The organism is Lentzea sp. NPDC003310, from assembly GCF_040610935.1.
Taxonomy (GTDB): Bacteria; Actinomycetota; Actinomycetes; order Mycobacteriales; family Pseudonocardiaceae; genus Lentzea.
Genome location: NZ_JBEXNC010000005.1, coordinates 117,162 through 132,950, shown reverse-complemented (window position 1 = coordinate 132,950; position 15,789 = coordinate 117,162). Strand labels below are relative to the sequence as shown.

General features: G+C 70.9%; 17 protein-coding genes. 9 read left to right on the top strand and 8 right to left on the bottom strand.

The window, feature by feature from the left end; genetic code table 11:
- Position 1 precedes the first annotated feature (1 nt).
- The 3 genes from ABZX02_RS10720 to ABZX02_RS10710 form a co-directional block, all read right to left on the bottom strand.
- A complete protein-coding gene (locus ABZX02_RS10720) occupies positions 2–793 on the bottom strand; it encodes a hypothetical protein (protein ID WP_355296959.1) in 792 nt (263 codons plus the stop codon).
- 88 nt (positions 794–881) lie between these two features.
- Entirely contained in the window at positions 882–1,445 is a 564-nt protein-coding gene (locus ABZX02_RS10715; protein WP_355296958.1) for a DUF4232 domain-containing protein, read from the bottom strand.
- A 143-nt stretch (positions 1,446–1,588) separates the two neighbouring features.
- Entirely contained in the window at positions 1,589–2,764 is a 1,176-nt protein-coding gene (locus tag ABZX02_RS10710; RefSeq protein ID WP_355296956.1) for an SGNH/GDSL hydrolase family protein, read from the bottom strand.
- A gap of 58 nt (positions 2,765–2,822) precedes the next feature.
- Here ABZX02_RS10710 and ABZX02_RS10705 point away from each other — a divergent pair, with 58 nt between their 5' ends.
- Positions 2,823–3,371 (top strand): class I SAM-dependent methyltransferase, encoded by a 549-nt coding sequence (locus tag ABZX02_RS10705; RefSeq protein WP_355297587.1) that lies wholly within the window; start codon positions 2,823–2,825, stop codon positions 3,369–3,371.
- Positions 3,372–3,374: 3 nt separating this feature from the next.
- Here the strand turns inward: ABZX02_RS10705 and ABZX02_RS10700 are convergent, their stop codons facing one another.
- Positions 3,375–3,758 (bottom strand): STAS domain-containing protein, encoded by a 384-nt coding sequence (locus tag ABZX02_RS10700; protein ID WP_355296954.1) that lies wholly within the window; start codon positions 3,756–3,758, stop codon positions 3,375–3,377.
- Positions 3,759–3,948: 190 nt separating this feature from the next.
- On the opposite strand from ABZX02_RS10700, the gene ABZX02_RS10695 reads away from it, so the two are divergent.
- The gene (locus ABZX02_RS10695; RefSeq protein WP_355296953.1) at positions 3,949–4,278 is read left to right on the top strand and encodes a hypothetical protein; all 330 of its coding nucleotides are present in this window, start codon (positions 3,949–3,951) and stop codon (positions 4,276–4,278) included.
- Positions 4,279–4,295: 17 nt separating this feature from the next.
- Here the strand turns inward: ABZX02_RS10695 and ABZX02_RS10690 are convergent, their stop codons facing one another.
- The gene (locus tag ABZX02_RS10690) at positions 4,296–5,132 is read right to left on the bottom strand and encodes a LysR substrate-binding domain-containing protein (RefSeq protein ID WP_355296951.1); all 837 of its coding nucleotides are present in this window, start codon (positions 5,130–5,132) and stop codon (positions 4,296–4,298) included.
- A gap of 82 nt (positions 5,133–5,214) precedes the next feature.
- On the opposite strand from ABZX02_RS10690, the gene ABZX02_RS10685 reads away from it, so the two are divergent.
- Complete coding sequence (locus ABZX02_RS10685; RefSeq protein WP_355296949.1) at positions 5,215–6,084, top strand: MBL fold metallo-hydrolase; 870 nt, start codon at positions 5,215–5,217, stop codon at positions 6,082–6,084.
- 10 nt (positions 6,085–6,094) lie between these two features.
- Positions 6,095–7,255 (top strand): hypothetical protein, encoded by a 1,161-nt coding sequence (locus tag ABZX02_RS10680; protein ID WP_355296948.1) that lies wholly within the window; start codon positions 6,095–6,097, stop codon positions 7,253–7,255.
- On the opposite strand, the gene ABZX02_RS10675 is transcribed toward ABZX02_RS10680, so the two are convergent.
- On the bottom strand, positions 7,252–7,602 hold the full coding sequence (locus ABZX02_RS10675) for an MmcQ/YjbR family DNA-binding protein (RefSeq protein WP_355296946.1): 351 nt from the start codon (positions 7,600–7,602) through the stop codon (positions 7,252–7,254). The genes ABZX02_RS10680 and ABZX02_RS10675 overlap by 4 nt on opposite strands.
- A 335-nt stretch (positions 7,603–7,937) precedes the next feature.
- Between ABZX02_RS10675 and ABZX02_RS10670 the strand changes: the two genes are divergently transcribed.
- The 3 genes from ABZX02_RS10670 to ABZX02_RS10660 all read left to right on the top strand — a co-directional run bounded on the left by ABZX02_RS10670 (position 7,938) and on the right by ABZX02_RS10660 (position 11,300).
- On the top strand, positions 7,938–8,672 hold the full coding sequence (locus ABZX02_RS10670; protein ID WP_355296944.1) for a carbonic anhydrase family protein: 735 nt from the start codon (positions 7,938–7,940) through the stop codon (positions 8,670–8,672).
- 157 nt (positions 8,673–8,829) lie between these two features.
- Entirely contained in the window at positions 8,830–10,041 is a 1,212-nt protein-coding gene (locus ABZX02_RS10665) for an MFS transporter (RefSeq protein WP_355296942.1), read from the top strand.
- Between the two features lie 32 nt (positions 10,042–10,073).
- Positions 10,074–11,300 carry an MFS transporter gene (locus ABZX02_RS10660; protein ID WP_355296940.1) on the top strand — a complete coding sequence of 409 codons (1,227 nt, stop codon included), beginning with the start codon at positions 10,074–10,076 and terminating at the stop codon, positions 11,298–11,300.
- Here the strand turns inward: ABZX02_RS10660 and ABZX02_RS10655 are convergent.
- Positions 11,207–11,800, bottom strand: coding sequence for a DedA family protein (locus ABZX02_RS10655; protein ID WP_355296939.1), 594 nt, complete (start codon positions 11,798–11,800; stop codon positions 11,207–11,209). The two genes, ABZX02_RS10660 and ABZX02_RS10655, sit on opposite strands and share 94 nt — an antisense overlap.
- Positions 11,801–11,931: 131 nt before the next feature.
- On the opposite strand from ABZX02_RS10655, the gene ABZX02_RS10650 reads away from it, so the two are divergent.
- A complete protein-coding gene (locus ABZX02_RS10650; RefSeq protein ID WP_355296937.1) occupies positions 11,932–13,284 on the top strand; it encodes a gamma-glutamyltransferase in 1,353 nt (450 codons plus the stop codon).
- A 64-nt stretch (positions 13,285–13,348) separates the two neighbouring features.
- A complete protein-coding gene (locus ABZX02_RS10645; protein WP_355296936.1) occupies positions 13,349–14,551 on the top strand; it encodes a sugar efflux transporter in 1,203 nt (400 codons plus the stop codon).
- Here ABZX02_RS10645 and ABZX02_RS10640 read toward each other — a convergent pair.
- Complete coding sequence (locus ABZX02_RS10640; protein WP_355296934.1) at positions 14,504–15,619, bottom strand: hypothetical protein; 1,116 nt, start codon at positions 15,617–15,619, stop codon at positions 14,504–14,506. The two genes, ABZX02_RS10645 and ABZX02_RS10640, sit on opposite strands and share 48 nt — an antisense overlap.
- Positions 15,620–15,789 lie beyond the last annotated feature (170 nt).

The following is a 15,789-nucleotide window of genomic DNA, read 5'->3' as shown; positions in this document are numbered from 1 at the left end:
CTCAGTCCTCGTCGTCCCAGCGGGGCAGCTCGTCCCCGCACGTCCACAGGAAGCTGTGCGGCCCGGTCATGTGCTCGTGGAACCGCGCGACCATGCGCCGCAGAGCGTCGTGGCAGAACGGGTTCCACTCCCAGAGGAAGTCGATCATCTCGTCGGGCATCCGCAGCAGGGTCTCGCCGTCCTGCCCGCGGTCCACCAGGAACCGGTCGTGGAACCGCGCCCGCGCCCGCTCGTCACCGGTCTGCTCGAAGAACGGCAGGGCGCCGCCGCCGACCACGGCGCGCCGGGTGCGGTCGACCAGCTCGACGACGTTCTCCGCCGTCTCCGGTTTGCCGGTGTCGCGCAGGATGCCCAGGTAGAAGTCCGGGAACAGGATCGGGATGTCCCGTTCGCCCGGCGGTTTCCCGACGAGGTAGGAGTCCACCGCGCGGCACAGCCGATCGGCTTCCTCCTTGCGCAGGAACGTGATGACGTGCAGGCCGGTGCCCTCGACGGAGACGAAGTAGTTCCCGTTGGGACGCAGGAACATCTCCGTGCCGCGGATCTGCGCGGCGGCCGCCTCTGCGGTCACCCTGCCGCGCTTGAGCTGGAACACCCGGCTCGTCGTCACCGCGGTGACACCCGAGTTGCCGGCGACGTCGACGCCCGCCGCGACGAGTCGTTCGTGGTCACCGAGGTGGTTCAGCAGGGCTTCCTGCTCGCGGGCGAGGATGCGGCGTCCGTACCTGTCGTCGTTGACGAGTGCGGTGTGGACGGCGGGCATGAGATCGGGCGTCGAGCTGAAGAGACCCATGTGTCCTCCGTGGCGGCGTGCTTGGGACTTCGCCGCCGCCCCGGCGGGCGTTACTCGGAATTCCTTTCTGCGCCAAGTGGAATCGGCGTCAGTCGAACACCAGGACGCCCTGGGTGGCCGGCTGCATCGTGCCGACCTTCGCCTCGCTCACCTTGAGCTTGGTCAGGTCCGCGACCGGCTGGCCGTCCGTCCCGATGACCGTCACCTTGACCGGCACCATGCCGGGCAGCTCGGCGGTGATCTCGTTGACGGCGAACGAGTTCGCGTCGCCGTCCACGTCGAGCTGCACGCCGGCGAACGCCGTCTGGCCCGGCTGCAGCGTGATCGACGGGCCCTCGCCCGGCACCAGCTCCTGCTCCACCGGGATCGCGGCCGGCTCGCCGGCCGGGTTGGTGAAGGCGAGCTTCGGCCAGCCCTGGAACGTGATCGGCGCGGTGCCCTGGTTCGTCGCGGCGAGCAGGCCGAGGCCCGGCTTGCCCTGCATGGTCAGCTCGGCCTTCACCGCGGGCTGCTGCTTGTCGCTCGACGCGGCCGAGCCGCTGGTCCCGGTGGACGGAGCCGTGGTGGCCGCCTGGCCCTGCGGTGCCGGGTCGGACGACCCGCAGGCCGTGGCGCCGACCGCGAGGACGGCGGCGACGATCGTGAGACGCATGCGTGGACCCCCTGCTGGTGGTTCGTGGTGATCTCCGCCGAATTGCCGGGAGCGGGGGACGGGTAAACCCCCGGTCGCCCGATCGTGTGCTGGAGCACGATCGACGGCTCACGGCCGAGCCGGTCGTCCTGCCGGAGCAGCGGTCAGAGCGTGGCGATCCGCACCGCCTTCGCCATCGCCTCGAAGCCCTTGTCACCGGGGTGCAGGTGGTCGCCCTGGTCGTAGTCCGGCCTGATCCGCTGCGGGTCGGACGGGTCCCGGATCACGGCGTCGAAGTCCACCACGGCGTCGAAGTCGGCACTGCCCCGGATGAACGCGTTCACGGCCTGCCGCACCTGCTCCAGCTCGGGGGTGTAGCTGTTCCAGCCCTTGAACGGGGTGATGGTCGCGCCGACCACGCGCAGGCCCCGGTCGTGCGCGCGCTGGGCGATCTGGCGGAGCGCGGCGATGATCTTGGCCGGGTCCGTCTCGTGCGGCGTCTGCTGGATGTCGTTGATGCCCTCGAAGACGATGACCGTGCGCACGCCGGACTGCGTGAGCACGTCGCGGTTCAGCCTGGCCAGGGCGTTGGGGCCGGCCCAGTCGCCGTCGAGCAGCAGGCGGTTGCCGCTGATGCCCGCGTTCAGCACGCCCAGGCGGGTGTTCACGCGGTCGGCGAGCTGGTCCGGCCAGCGCAGGTTGGCGCCCCAGGTGGAGTTCGCGCCGTCGGTGATCGAGTCGCCGAGCGCGACGACGCTGCCCTTCAGGGTGGAGGAGCGGACGTCGACGCCGGAGACGTAGTGCCAGTTCGTGGTGCGTTCGCGGTAGGCGACGGCGGACTCGTCGGCCGTGTGGTCGCCGTCGCGGGTGAAGTACGAGTTCTGCATCGCGAGGTTGTGGTGCGTGACCGGGCCGCCCGGCGACGGGGTGAAGACGCTCACCAGCAGGTCCGAGTCGGCGGGAACGCTCAGCGCCACGCCGTCGCTCACCACGTCGGCGCCGGGCGGGGCGGTGATCGACTGCGCGCCGCCGAACGTCAGCGTGCGCATCGTGCCGGGCAGCGCGAGGGGCGTGTCGGGACCGGCGGCGCGCGCCACCGTGACCCGGCCGAACACGACCGGGGTGCGGCCGTAGGCGTTGGAGAGCCGCACGCGGATCTCCTTGCCCCCGGCGCTGACGTGCACGATGTTGCGGATCGAGAAGTTCGGGTAGCCGTTCTCGGTGCCGGGGACCGCGGAGGACGGCGCGGCCGCCCAGGTGCCGACCCACCGCGCGGGTGCGGCCTGCGCGGGGGAGGCCGCCGTCACGAGCAACGCCACCGCCAGCAGAAAGCGCGTCATGTCCTCGACCTTGGCAGCGCTCCCACACGTCCGGTATCCGCCGATCTTCGGTTCTATGATGCGGACCGTGTGGAACGGGGCGGAGTACCAGCGCAGGTTCGACTCGCTCGCCGCGTCCGGGGTGGACGTGCACGGCGAGGCGACGTTCGTGCGCGCGTTCGAACCGGCGTCGGTCCTGGACGCCGGGTGTGGCACCGGCCGGGTCGGCATCGAGCTCGCGCGGCACGGGATCGAGGTCGTCGGGGCGGACCTCGACGAGTCGATGCTGGCCGTCGCGCGGCGGCAGGCACCGGACCTCACCTGGGTGCGGTCCGACCTGGCCGAGCTCGACCTGGGCCGGACGTTCGACGTCGTCGTGATGGCGGGCAACGTGCCGCTGTTCACCCCGCCCGGCACGCAGGGCGCGCTCGTTGCGGGCGTCGCCCGGCACGTCGGTGAGGTGCTGGTCGCCGGGTTCAGCCTCGACCGCGGGTACACGGTGGAGCAGTACGACGAGCACTGCGCGCAGGCCGGGCTCACGCTCGTCGAGCGGTTCGCGACGTGGGACCGCCGGCCGTTCGAGGGCGGCGACTACGCGGTGACGGTGAGCCGTCCCGACCGGGCGTGAGTTCTAGCTGATCAGTGCGCGCACCGCGTTGGCCAGGTCCTCGTAGACGTCCAGCAGCAGGTCGCAACCCGTGCTCTCCAAGGGCTTCATGACCGCGTCCTGTCCGGCCACCACCGCCAGCCGGACCCCCGCGCCGGTGGCGACCTCGTCGGTGCTGACCAACGCCTTGATGCCGGCGGCGTCCAGGTACGTGACCGCGCGCAGGTCCGCGATCACGCCCGGCGGCGTGAGCGCGACCTGGTCGAGCACGGCGGCCTCCACCAGCCGCGCGCTGCGGTGGTCGATCTCGCCGGTCACCCCCACCACGGGCAGCGCGTCGTCGAAGCTGTGGTGGCTGGTGCGGACGGTCAGGGACAGCGTGGCGTGGTGGCGGAAGCGGGCGTGCATGCGGGCTGCTCTTCCCTGCCGGCTTCCGCGGTGAGGAGCCTGCGTGGTGGGGTTCGTGCCGATCGGGGACCGATCGCGGGGACGGTCCTCGTGCCTACGTTAGGGGTGGCCTCGGGGGAGCGACAACCGCGCCCGGTGGTGCTACCCCGCGAGGACGTCACCGCTGCGCCGCCTCTGCGACGATGATCTCGTGGCCACCGTCGTCATCGAGATCCACGTGCCCCTGCGACCGGCGCCGGCCGTGGAGGAGGACGAGTACCCCTTTCCCTGGATCGACGTGATCGAGGAGTTCCTGGGCGGACTGGAGGAAGACGGCGAGCTCGAGGTCTTCGACGACGGCGAGGAGTCCGGGGACGAGTACGTCTTCTTCGTCACCGGCGCGGACGAGCAGGAACTGCTGGCTGCCGCATCACGTGTCGCGCGGCTCGACGACGTTCCCACCGGCGCGTACGCCGTCGTCAGTGACAGCGAGGCAGCGGAGTGGGGGCTCGGTCGTCGGGTGACTCTGCCGCTGGGCTGACTTCGTTCTCCGTGGGGCTACCGCCGCGGGTGGTCCGCGGCCCCGTGCACCAGCGCCGCCGCCTCGACGAAGTCCCGCGTCAGCGGGTCGTCCTCGGCCCAGGCGACCACGACGGGGCTCGGTGCCATGTCGGTCAGCGGCACCACGACGAGCTCGCCCAGGTCGTGGCCGAGCGGCGCCAGGCCGACGGACCCGTTCCACAGCACCGACTGCACGCACTCCTGCACCGCCCGGACGGTCGGTCCGGTGCGCGCCTTCCCGCCGTTCCAGTAGTTCCGCCAGATCTCGTCGGTGCCGTCGGGGAACTGGAACCAGTCGCGCCCGGCCAGGTCCTCGGTGCTGATCCGCTCCCGCGCGGCGAGCGGGTCGTCGCGCCGCAGCACGGCGCCGACCGGGTCCTCGCGCAGCACGAGGGTCTTCAGGCCGGTCTCGTCGAACGGGCCGCGGGTCAGGGCGACGTCGACCTGCCCGGTGCGCAGGCCGCAGGTCGGGTCGGCCAGGTCGGTCTCGCGGACGCGGATCTCCACGTGCGGGTGCCGGCGCCGGAACGCCTCGGCGAGGCCCGTGGCGTGGTCGCCGAGCACGCCGACGGTGATCGTGGTCCTGGCGAGCTTCGCGCGGATGCGTCCGGCGTGGTCGAGCAACGCCCTCGCCTCGGTGAGCAGGAGGCGGCCCGCGTCGGTCAGCGCGACGCCGGCGGGGGAGCGGTGCAGCAGCGTGACGCCGAGGTCGTGCTCCAGCTGCCGGATCGCGCGGCTCAGCGGCGGCTGGCTCAGGTGCAGGCGTCGCGCGGCTCGGCCGAAGTGGAGCTCCTCGGCGACCGCGACGAAGTACCGCAGGGTGCGCAGCTCCATGATCAGGCACGATACTCGCGCGGTATCGGGGCTGCGCAGACGGTCTTGGACGCGCGCCCGCGCCGCGGGTGGAGTTGCGGGCATGAACCTCCCCGATCCCGTCGTCGACCCGTCGAAGGCCACCGAGGTGGCCCCCGGCGTCCTGGTGATCCCCAACGAGCACGTCGGCCTGGTGCCCAACATCGGTGTCGTCGGCGGCAGCGAGGCCGTGCTCGTCGTGGACACCGGACTCGGCCTGGCCAACGCGACCCGCGTGCGCGCGTTCGCCGAGGAGGTGGCGCGCGGCCGCCGCGTCCACCTGACGACCACGCACTTCCACCCCGAGCACGCGTTCGGCGCGTCCGTGTTCGACGAGTCCTATGTGGTCAACCGCGCCCAGGCGGACGACCTGCGCCGCAAGGGATCCGGTTACCTGGAGATGTTCCGCGGCTTCGGCGGCGCGGTCGCGGAACGGCTGGCGGACGTCGAGGTCCCGGTGCCGCACGAGGTGTTCGACGGCGTCCGCGCGCTCGACCTCGGCGGCCGCACGGTGCTGCTGCGGCCCACCGGCCGCGGGCACACGCTGGGCGACCAGGTGGTCGAGGTGCCGGACGCGGGCGTGCTGTTCACCGGCGACCTGGCCGAGACGGGCCAGTTCGCGATCTTCCCGTGGTTCCCGCCGCACGACACCGACGTCTCCGGGCTCGCCTGGATCGGCGTGCTGGACCGGTTGATCGCGGGCGGGCCGCGGATCGTGGTGCCGGGCCACGGGTCGGTCGGCGACGTCACCGTGCTGCACGGCGTCCGGGACTACCTGGGGGAGCTGCGGGACGAGACGTGGCGGCGGCGCGACTCCGCGATGGCGGTCGCCGAGATCGTGGCCGAGGTGCGGGCCGTGCTGGTCGAACGGCATCCGGAGTGGACCGGGCAGGAGTGGATCGAACCCGGTGTGAGCTGCCTGTGCGCTGAGTAGCCTCGATCTTGTGAAGGTGCTGGAGTGCGGCCATGCGGCCGTGGTCGGTTCTCTGCGCGTGTGCGAGCACATGCTCGTGGAGGAAGGACCGGACTACTACCGCGTGCTGACCGGCTCCGGCGTGAGGTACGACGTGGCGTGCATTGAGTGCGTCGAGAAGCCGCTGCTGACCGTGTGCGAGGGGTGCGTCGACCGGGTCGAGGACTGGGGCGAGAACCTCGGCTGGAAGGGCACTCCCGAGGTCCGCCACGAGGACCGGTTCGTGGCGGGCACGGTCCGCGCGGAGCCCTGCGACGTCCGGCCGATCAACGACCGCTGCCTGGTGCTCGTGCGGGACGGCTGGCTGGCGCTCACCGGCCACGGCCTGACCGGGTCGGACGGGACGCGGTACGACGTCCCCCTGGTGCTGCCGGGGGAGGGGCGTCCGAGTCCCGCTCTGCACGCGTCGGACGACGGCCGGTACGCCGCCGTGGTCCACGACCGCGGAGAGCGGGCGGTCGTGCTCGACCTGCGGTCGGGCGAGGTGGTGCTGCGGCTCGACCGGGGCGGCTACCACGTCGACCAGACGCCGTACCCGCTCGCGTTCCTGCCGGGGGACCGCGTGGTCGCGGCGACCTGCTGGAACCGCCTCGACGTCTTCGCGCTGCCCTCCGGGGAGTTGCTGACCGGACGTGAGCCGGAAGGCCGGCTGTTCGAGGGTGGTCTCCTCCTGAGCCCCGGTGGCCGGTGGCTGTTCGCGGACCGGTGGGCGTGGAGTCCCGCCGGGGTGCCGGAGGTGGTCGACCTGGACGCGTGGGCGAGGGAGGGCGGCGAGCCGGGCGGAGAGCGGCTCGCCCAGCGCTGGTACGCGTGGGACCAGCCGGTCGCCTGGGTGTCCGACGACGTCGTGGCCGTCCAGCGCCTCGGTGAGGACGACGAGTCGATGATCGACGGAGTGGCGCTCTACGAGATGCCCGGTGGACGGCAGGTGGGTGCGTTCGCCGGGCCGTCCGGACGGATGTGGGGGCGCGCGGGCAGGCTGCACGTCGTCGGCACCGGCGGGCTGGAGGTCTGGGACCCCGCCCGTGGTGCCCGCGTCGGCGTGGTGGAGGGGTTCCGGCCGATCGCGCACCGGGACGGCACGTTCGCCGCCTTCGGTGATGGTGTGCTCGATATCTTCAGTGTTGACTAAAGAAAATCCTCGCCGAGTCGCTCGCGGATGAGCTTCTTGGGCACGCACATCGTCCAGGCGCCGATGACGAGCTCGGTCATCTCCTCGACGTCCAGCTCGGCCATCGAGGCGTGCACCCACTGGAAGCGCATGTCGGACTCGCTCGGGAGCGAGAACTTCACCGGGTCGCTCGCGACGAGCGCCTCCCGCTCCTCGCGCGGGTAGCCGAAGCCCAGCACGGTCTCGTCGCGGGACAGGGCCGCGTAGACGATCTGGCCCACGCGGAACTTCACGCGGTCGCGGACGAGGTGCTCGGTGGTGCGCGGCAGCGTCAGTGCGACGGCGCGGATGTCGGCGACGGTCACCATCGGCCCATCGTGCCGCACACTCCCGGTCGGCGGAGTCGCTCCAGGCAAATTCAGCAATAGCCGCGAATCGGACAATAGTGATCGAGAACGGGTTCGTTCTTCAATTCTCGCCTCCACTCGACTGCGTCTCAATTCGAATTTGCGTGGTCAACGAAACGGCCTCGAATTGCCTTGTTGCACACTATTTGCAGGCATGCTGACCTGCATATACGCATGTCCTGGAGCTGAAGTGCTTCAGTCTTGTCCTGATGGGGGTTGCGGGAATATTTCCGGTGGATGAGAGCGCGAACACACTCCACTTCCTCATTTCACCCGATCGGGTGAAAAGTGACGCCATGAACCTCAAGCGGTCCCTTCCGGCGCTTCTTCCTCTCGTGCTCACCGCGACCTTTTTCGCGAGTGGCGCGGCCGAGTCGGCGACGCCGAAGCAGAGTCCCGTCAACGTCACGCCCAACGCGATCCGGTTCGACCCGCACGCGGCGAAGCTGGACGTCTCGTACGGGCACTCCGCACTGGAGCTGAAGTACATCCGCAAGGACGCGGACAAGGCCGACGGCTGCACCACCCGCGACCACGAAGAAACGGAGGAGGCGGAGGTGGAGCCCGGCGCCGGCCACGTCACCGTGGCGGGCACCAGATACGACCTGGTCCAGTTCCACTTCCACACGCCGTCCGAGCACGCGTTCGGCGGCCGCCACACCCCGCTCGAGATGCACCTCGTGCACCGCAGCGCCGAGGGCAAGCTCCTCGTCGTCGGCGTGCCGCTGGTCGTCGGCTCGCACTCCGTCGTGGACGACGTGCTGGCCAAGCTGTCGCCCGAGTGCGGTGCGCCGGTCGACATCGAGCCGATCGACCTGAACCGGCTGCTGCCGGCGGGTCACCACACGCTGCACTACACGGGTTCGCTCACCACGGCGCCGTTCACCGAGGGCGTCGAGTGGTACCTGACCGGCGAGCAGCACGTGTCGGCCGCGACCATCGCGCGCTTCAAGGGTCTGTTCACCGCGGGCAACGCTCGCGCCGTGCAGCCGCTCAACGGCCGTACGTTCGTGGACGTGCCGCGCATCTGATAGCGCGCTTCTGACGGAAGGCCGGCCCTCATATCCGAGGGTCGGCCTTCGTCGTGTTCGGGGTGACGAGCTTCACCGATTCAGGAGTCCCAGGCAATTGCCCGCGTGTGCAACTATTGCTCACGCCGACAACCTCCGACCTCAAGGACTGTGTGACATGCCTGTCGCTCTGCTCGCCCTCGCGATCAGCGCCTTCGCCATCGGCACGACCGAGTTCGTGATCATGGGCTTGCTCCCCGAAGTGGCGGCTGACCTCGGCGTTTCCATCCCGGGTGCGGGACTGTTGATCTCCGGCTACGCGCTGGGCGTCGTGATCGGCGCGCCGCTGCTGACCGTGCTCGGCGGGCGCCTGCCCCGCAAGAAGATGCTTCTCGGGCTGATGGTGCTTTTCATCGCGGGCAACCTCGTGTCCGCACTCGCGGGCACCTACGGCGTGCTGATGAGCGGCCGTGTGGTCGCGGCGCTGGCGCACGGCGCGTTCTTCGGCATCGGCTCGGTCGTCGCTGCGGATCTCGTTGCGCCTCACCGCAAGGCGAGCGCCATCGCGTTGATGTTCACCGGGCTGACCGTGGCGAACGTTCTGGGCGTGCCGATGGGCACGGCGCTAGGGCAGGCCCTCGGGTGGCGCTCGACGTTCTGGGCGGTGACCGCTCTCGGGGTGATCGGGCTTCTCGGCATCGTGTTCCTCGTGCCGAAGCAGGAGGCCGCCGCGGGCAACCTGCGCGGCGAGCTCGCCGTGTTCCGCAACCCGCAGGTGTGGCTCGCACTGCTGATGACCGCGTTCGGCTTCGCGGGCGTCTTCGCGTCGTTCACCTACATCGCGCCGATGATGACCGAGGTCGCGGGCTTCTCGTCCGGTGCCGTGACGTGGCTGCTGGTGCTGTTCGGCGTCGGCCTGGTCGCCGGCAACCTGCTGGGCGGCAGGGCGGCGGACCGGTCGGTCATGAAGAGCACCGTCGTCATCCTGATCTCGCTGGCCGCCGTGCTGACCGCGTTCGTGTTCACCGCGCACTCGCCGGTCCTGGCCGCGATCACCATCGTGCTGTTCGGCGCCGCCGGGTTCGCCACGGTGCCGCCGCTGCAGACGCGGGTGATGCAGACCGCGGCGGGCGCCCCGGCGCTCGCGAGCGCGGCGAACATCGCGGCGTTCAACCTCGGCAACGCCGGTGGGGCGTGGCTCGGCGGTCTCGCGATCGAGCGCGGCCTCGGCTACACCGCGCCGAACTGGATCGGCGCCCTGCTCGCGCTGGGCGGCCTGATGATCGCCGGAGTGTCCGTATTCCTCGAACGGCGTGTGAGCACCCGCACTGGCCAGGAGCCTTTTGAAGCGCTTCAGAAGACCCCTAAAATCGATGCGGTAGCTAACTAGTCCGCGCTGCTCATCCACCCATTGGGGAAGCCTTGAACACCACCCGCGCCATGACCGCGCTCGCGCTCGGCGGGTTCGGCATCGGGACGACCGAGTTCGCGACGATGGGACTGCTGCCCCAGATCGCGGAGACGTTCGGCATCCCCGACTACGAGGCGGGGCACGCGATCAGCCTCTACGCCGCCGGGGTCGTCGTCGGGGCGCCGCTGATCGCGGTGCTCGGCGCCAAGCTGCCGCGCAAGGGCATGCTGATCGGCCTGATGCTCGCGGTGGCCCTGGGCAACGGGCTGTCGGCCGCCGCGCAGGACAAGACGTTGCTGCTCGTGGCGCGGTTCGTGGCGGGACTGCCGCACGGCGCGTTCTTCGGCATCGCGGCCGTTGTCGCTGCCACGCTCGTTGCTCCCGATAGGCGCGGAACGGCCGTGGCGCGCGTGATGGTCGGTCTGACCGTGGCGAACCTTGTGGGCGTGCCTCTCGCAACGGCGGCGGGGCAGCAGATCGGGTGGCGCACGGCGTACCTCGCGGTCGCGGTCATCGCGGTGGTCACCGCGCTGGCGATCGCGGCGTGGGTGCCGAGGGTGCCGAAGGTCGAAGGCGCGTCGATGAAGGGCGAGGTGCTCGCGTTCGGCCGGCCGACGGTGTGGTTCGCGATCTTCACCGGCATGATCGGCTTCGGCGGCATGTTCGCCGTCTACTCCTACGTCGCCCCGCTGACCACCGAGGTCGCCGGCCTGCCCGCGAGCGCCGTGCCGTGGATCCTCGCGGTGTTCGGTCTCGGGATGACGCTCGGCGCGACGTTCGGCGGCCGGTTCGTGGACCGGTCGGTGACGGGGTCGGTGTTCGGCGGCCTGGTCGCGGTCTGCGTGATCCTGACGCTGTTCGGGCTCACCGCGACCGTGCCGGTGTTCCTGTTCGTCTTCCTGTTCCTGCTGGGCTTCACCATCCAGATCCTGGCGGCGGCCCTGCAGCTGCGGCTGATGGACGCCTCGCCGGACGCGCCGTCGCTGGCCGCGTCGTCCAACCACTCGTCGCTCAACGTCGCGAACGGCGCGGGCGCGTGGCTCGGCGGTCTGGCCATCGCGGCGGGCTGGGGTTACACCTCGACCGCGTGGGTCGGCGTCGCGCTCTCGGTCGCGGGCCTCGCCATCGCGGTGGCGTCCGTGCTCTACGAGCGGCGTGCCTTCACGCGGGAGACCACGAACCAGACGATGGCGATGGCCAGCGCCGCGAGCACCACGGTCGAGACCCAGCCCAGGTAGCGGTCCACGAGCTCGTAGTTGTCGCCCAGCGCGTACCCGGCGAGGATCAGCGCGGTGTTCCACACCAGGCTGCCCGCCGCCGTGTACAGGGTGAACTTGAGGATCGGCATCCCGGACACCCCGGCCGGGATGGAGATCAGGCTCCGCACCACCGGCACCATCCGCCCGATGAAGACGGCCTTGTTGCCGTGCTTGTCGAACCACGCGTCGGACTTGTCCACGTCGTCCGCGGTGACGAAGGGGATCTTGTCGGCGGCCTTGCGCAGCCGCTCGACACCGAGCCACGCGCCCAGGCCGTAGAGCAGCAGGGCACCGACGACCGAGCCGGCGGTGGTCCACAGGATCGCGGCGACCAGCGAGATCTTGCCCTGCCCCGCGGTGAACCCGGCCAGCGGCAGGATCACCTCGCTGGGCACGGGCGGGAACACGTTCTCCAGGGCGACCGCGATCCCGGCGCCGGGCGAGCCCAGTGCCTCCATCAGCCGTGTGATCCACTCCATGGTTGTCGAATTACCCGTTTTGCCCGGACGTTCAACCTCCGGGTACCGCAGGGGTGACGGCAGGCGGGCCGAGTGGTCGGCACCCGCCGCACGGGTCTACCGTTGTTCGCCTTCCCTTTCTGGAGGTCGACGTGCGAGGCGCGATCGCGGCAGGCCACCCGCTCACCGCACAGGCCGGCGCGGCCCTGCTGCGCGACGGCGGCAACGCCGTGGACGCCGCCGTCGCGGCGATGCTCACCTCCTGCGTCACCGAGCCGTTGCTGACCGGTCTCGGTGCTGCCGGGTACATGATGATCGCGCCGGCGGGCGAACCCCCTGTGCTGCTGGACTTCTCGGCCGTCGCGCCGGGCCGGGGCAGGGCCGGCGACCGCGCGCCGCTCGATCCCATCACCGTCCACTTCGGTGACGCGGAGCAGGAGTTCCACGTGGGACCGTCGTCGGTCGCCGCGTACGGGATGCCCGCGGGGGCGGCCGCGGCGGCCGCGTACGGGCGCGCGCCGTTGCGCGAACTGGTGGCCACGGCGGCGATGCACGCCCGTGAAGGCCATCGGGTGAACCGGTACCAGGCGTACGTCACGGCGTTGCTGCTGCCGCTCGCGCGCAGTGCGGGCCTCACCGCGTTGGAGGAGGGCGAGGTCCTCGTGCAGCCCGAGCTCGCCGACGCGCTCGACCGGCTGGGCGCGGACGGAGCGGAGCCGTTCTACCGCGGGGACATCGCCACGGCGATCACGGACTGGATCGCGAGCAAGGGTGGCGACCTCACCAAAGCCGATCTGGCGGCGTACGAGGCCGTGGAGCGCGAACCGTTGCACGTGCGGCATCGGGGGCGTGACATCCACACGAACCCACCGCCCGCGGCGGGCGGTGGGTTGCTCACGCAGATGTTGGAAGCGTTGCCGGACAACCCGTCGCAGCAGGATCTCGTCCGTGCGCTCGCCGCGCCCAAGACGCACCTGAACCGCCTCGGCTCCACCACGCACATCTCCGTGCTCGACGCGGACGGCACGGCCTGCAGCGTCACGACGACCAACGGCGCGGGCTCGGGGATCTCCATCGCGGGCGTGCACCTGAACAACATGATGGGCGAGGAGGACCTGTCTCCGGACGGGTTCTTCAGCCACGCGCCCGGCGACCGGCTGCCGTCGATGATGGCGCCGACCGTCGTGACGCGGCACGGGCAGGCCGAGCTCGTCCTCGGCAGCGCCGGGTCGAGCCGGATCTGCGGCGCGATCCTGCAGGTGCTCGTCAACGTGCTCGACCGCGGCATGCCCGCCCAGGACGCGGTCGACGCGCCGCGCCTGCACCTGTCCGGCGACCACCTCCACGTCGAACCGGGAATTCGACCGGAAAGCGAGCTGCCGGTCACCCGCTTCCGTGCTCCGAACATGTTCTTCGGCGGGTGCCAGGTGGTCGAAATGACCGGATCGGGCCTGCTCAGGGGTGGTGCGGATCACCGTCGCGACGGTGCGATCGTCGTCGTGTGAGAGATTGCCCGCATAATGGGATATTTCGTTTCCTGATCGAGTGCGCGAAGAGCACCATGGCGGGGTGACGGCACTCCGCGAGAGAACATCCTCGCCGCTCCTGTCCCGTACGTTCCTCCAACTCTCCGGCATCAGCGTCGTCAGCGGCGTGTCGATGGCGTTCGCGCTGCCGTTCGGCTCGCTCTTCCTCACGAGCGAGATCAGGGTCACGCCGTTCCAGCTCGGCTTCTTCCTGATCGTCAGCCCGGTCGCCCAGGTCGTGGCGAGCACGATCATGGGCAGGCTGTCGGACGGGCGGGTGCAGCGCCGGTACCTGCTCGCCGCGGGCGGTGTCGCCGGAGCGGTCGGCTACGGCCTGTTCGCCGTCCTGCGCGACTACTGGTTCCTGCTCGGCACGTCCGTGGTGTTCATCGCGATCACGGGCGCTCTGCTGCCCCAGCTCTTCGCGTACGGCCGCCAGGTCAGCCAGGGGCCGTCGATGGTCGTCAGCGTGCTGCGGACGCTGCTCTCGGTCGCGTGGGTCGCCGGACCGCCTGTGGCCGCGCTGCTCGTCGCGAAGACCGGCTGGGTCGGCCTCTTCGCCTCCACCGCGCTGCTGCAGCTCGGTGTCGCGGTGCTCGCCCTCACGCTCCCGGTGCCTCCCACCCGGCAGGAGGACGAGGAGAAGACCGAGGAGGCGGCGGGACCGGCCGGCGGCAACATGATGGTCGTGTCGGCGGCTTTCCTGTTCCTGCAGGGGGCCGTGGCGCTCGCGGTGAGCGGCCTGCCGCTGTTCATCACGTCCGAGCTGCGCGGCACGGCCGGGGACGCGGGGCTCGCGATGGGCCTGTGCGCGGCGCTCGAGATCCCGATGATGCTGTGGTTCGGCTCGCTGGCGAACCGGATGTCGCAGCACCGCCTGGTGGTCATCGGCGCGGCGATCTCGTTGAGCTACCACGGGTTGATGGTGTTCACCGACTCCGTGTGGCAGGTGATGGCCGCGCAGCTGCTGCACGCCACCGTCATCTCGTTGATCATGGGCGTCGGCATCACGTACTTCCAGAGCCTCGACCCGCTGCGGCCCGGCCACGCCACGACGATGTTCAGCAACACCCAGATCGTCGGCGGCATGGTCGCGGGCGCGTTGCTCGGCGTCTCCCAGCAGCTGGGGTTCCGCTGGGTCTACGGGTTCAGCCTCGCGATGTGCGTCGCCGGCCTCGCGCTGCTGCTCGTCGCGGGGTCACTGGATCGTCGAGCCGCTGACCTTCGGCTTCTCGGACGAGCCTAGGTAGAAGATCCCCTTGACGGTCTCGAAGCCGAGGCTGGGGTTGCGGCGCAGCGTCGAGCCCTCGACCGACATCGAGCCGGACCTGTCGTTGCTGACGAAGAACACCGCGCCGCCGCCCTCGTTGGCCTGGTTGTCCTCGAGCAGCGAGCCCGCGATCCGCAGCGTGATCGCGTTGCCGTCGTTGTAGATGGCACCACCGCTGCCGCCACCGGGCGTGCCGCCGCGGGCGGGGTTGGCGCCGCGGCCGATGGCCTTGTTGTTCTTCATGAGGCTGTTGAGCACGACCCACGACGCGCCGATGCTGCTGAGCGCCGCCCCGTTGGAGCACACGCCGCCCTCGAACGTGCTGGACGTGACGTAGACCGGCACCTTGTCGGCCCAGTCCGTCACGCGGATCGCGGCGCCACCGAGGTCGGGACCGTTGGCGTCGCACTTGTTGTTCGCGAAGCGGGAGTTCACGACCTTGAGCTGACCCCCGCGCACCATGATCGCGCCGCCGCCTCCGCCGTCCGCGGTGTCGCCGGTCGAGTTGCCGTCGGCGAGGGTGATGTTCTGGACGACGAGCCGCGGCGCGTTGTGGTCGAGCACGCGGCGCTGTCCTTGGCCGCTCAACGTGATCCGGCCGCCGCCGTCGAGCACGGTGCGCGCGCGGACCCTGGCGGTCGCGGCGAGGGGGATGGTGTGGGGCTGCGGACCGCAGTTGAAAGTGATCACGCCGCCGGCTCCGACCGCGTCGACCACGGCCTGCGACGTGCAGGACGCGGGCGTGCCGGTGCCGATCACGCGGGTGGGCTTGGAGGTGTCCTCGGCGGCGGCCGCGGCCGGGACCGCGGCGGTGCCGGCCGGGTTGCCGAACTTCGCGACGGGAGGCGGCGGGGGCGGGGGAGCGGGCGGCGGGGTGGCGCTGCTGCTGCTCGGCGGAGGGGTCGTCGTCACGACGGTGACGGTCTGCGACGCCGAGGTCTGCGGTGACTGCTGGGGTGCCGCGGCGGGGGAACCGGCGATCGTCGTGCCGCAACCCGCCACGAGGGCGGCAAGCAGCACGACGGCCTGTCTGGCTGGGGGCATGGCGGGCACCCTAGGCGGGCGGGGGGAGCTTGGCTACCGCCGCGAGAAGTCGATCGACCTGGTGCGGCAACCGTCCTGCCGCTGGGGCCGGCGCCGCCCGATCTTGCGGCGTTCGCGCCCGTACCCCGGAATTCCGGTGCGGAACCGGTTCCACCGCCTTGTGGTGCAAC

Bases quoted from the DNA above. Each gene is read 5' to 3' on its own strand.
- ABZX02_RS10640 (WP_355296934.1), bottom strand. From the start codon at position 15,619: ATGCCCCCAGCCAGACAGGCCGTCGTGCTGCTTGCCGCCCTCGTGGCG.
- ABZX02_RS10705 (WP_355297587.1), top strand. From the start codon at position 2,823: ATGCGGACCGTGTGGAACGGGGCGGAGTACCAGCGCAGGTTCGACTCG.
- ABZX02_RS10690 (WP_355296951.1), bottom strand. From the start codon at position 5,132: ATGGAGCTGCGCACCCTGCGGTACTTCGTCGCGGTCGCCGAGGAGCTC.
- ABZX02_RS10700 (WP_355296954.1), bottom strand. From the start codon at position 3,758: ATGCACGCCCGCTTCCGCCACCACGCCACGCTGTCCCTGACCGTCCGC.
- ABZX02_RS10715 (WP_355296958.1), bottom strand. From the start codon at position 1,445: ATGCGTCTCACGATCGTCGCCGCCGTCCTCGCGGTCGGCGCCACGGCC.
- ABZX02_RS10720 (WP_355296959.1), bottom strand. From the start codon at position 793: ATGGGTCTCTTCAGCTCGACGCCCGATCTCATGCCCGCCGTCCACACC.
- ABZX02_RS10655 (WP_355296939.1), bottom strand. From the start codon at position 11,800: ATGGAGTGGATCACACGGCTGATGGAGGCACTGGGCTCGCCCGGCGCC.
- ABZX02_RS10670 (WP_355296944.1), top strand. From the start codon at position 7,938: ATGAACCTCAAGCGGTCCCTTCCGGCGCTTCTTCCTCTCGTGCTCACC.
- ABZX02_RS10685 (WP_355296949.1), top strand. From the start codon at position 5,215: ATGAACCTCCCCGATCCCGTCGTCGACCCGTCGAAGGCCACCGAGGTG.
- ABZX02_RS10675 (WP_355296946.1), bottom strand. From the start codon at position 7,602: ATGGTGACCGTCGCCGACATCCGCGCCGTCGCACTGACGCTGCCGCGC.
- ABZX02_RS10665 (WP_355296942.1), top strand. From the start codon at position 8,830: ATGCCTGTCGCTCTGCTCGCCCTCGCGATCAGCGCCTTCGCCATCGGC.
- ABZX02_RS10710 (WP_355296956.1), bottom strand. From the start codon at position 2,764: ATGACGCGCTTTCTGCTGGCGGTGGCGTTGCTCGTGACGGCGGCCTCC.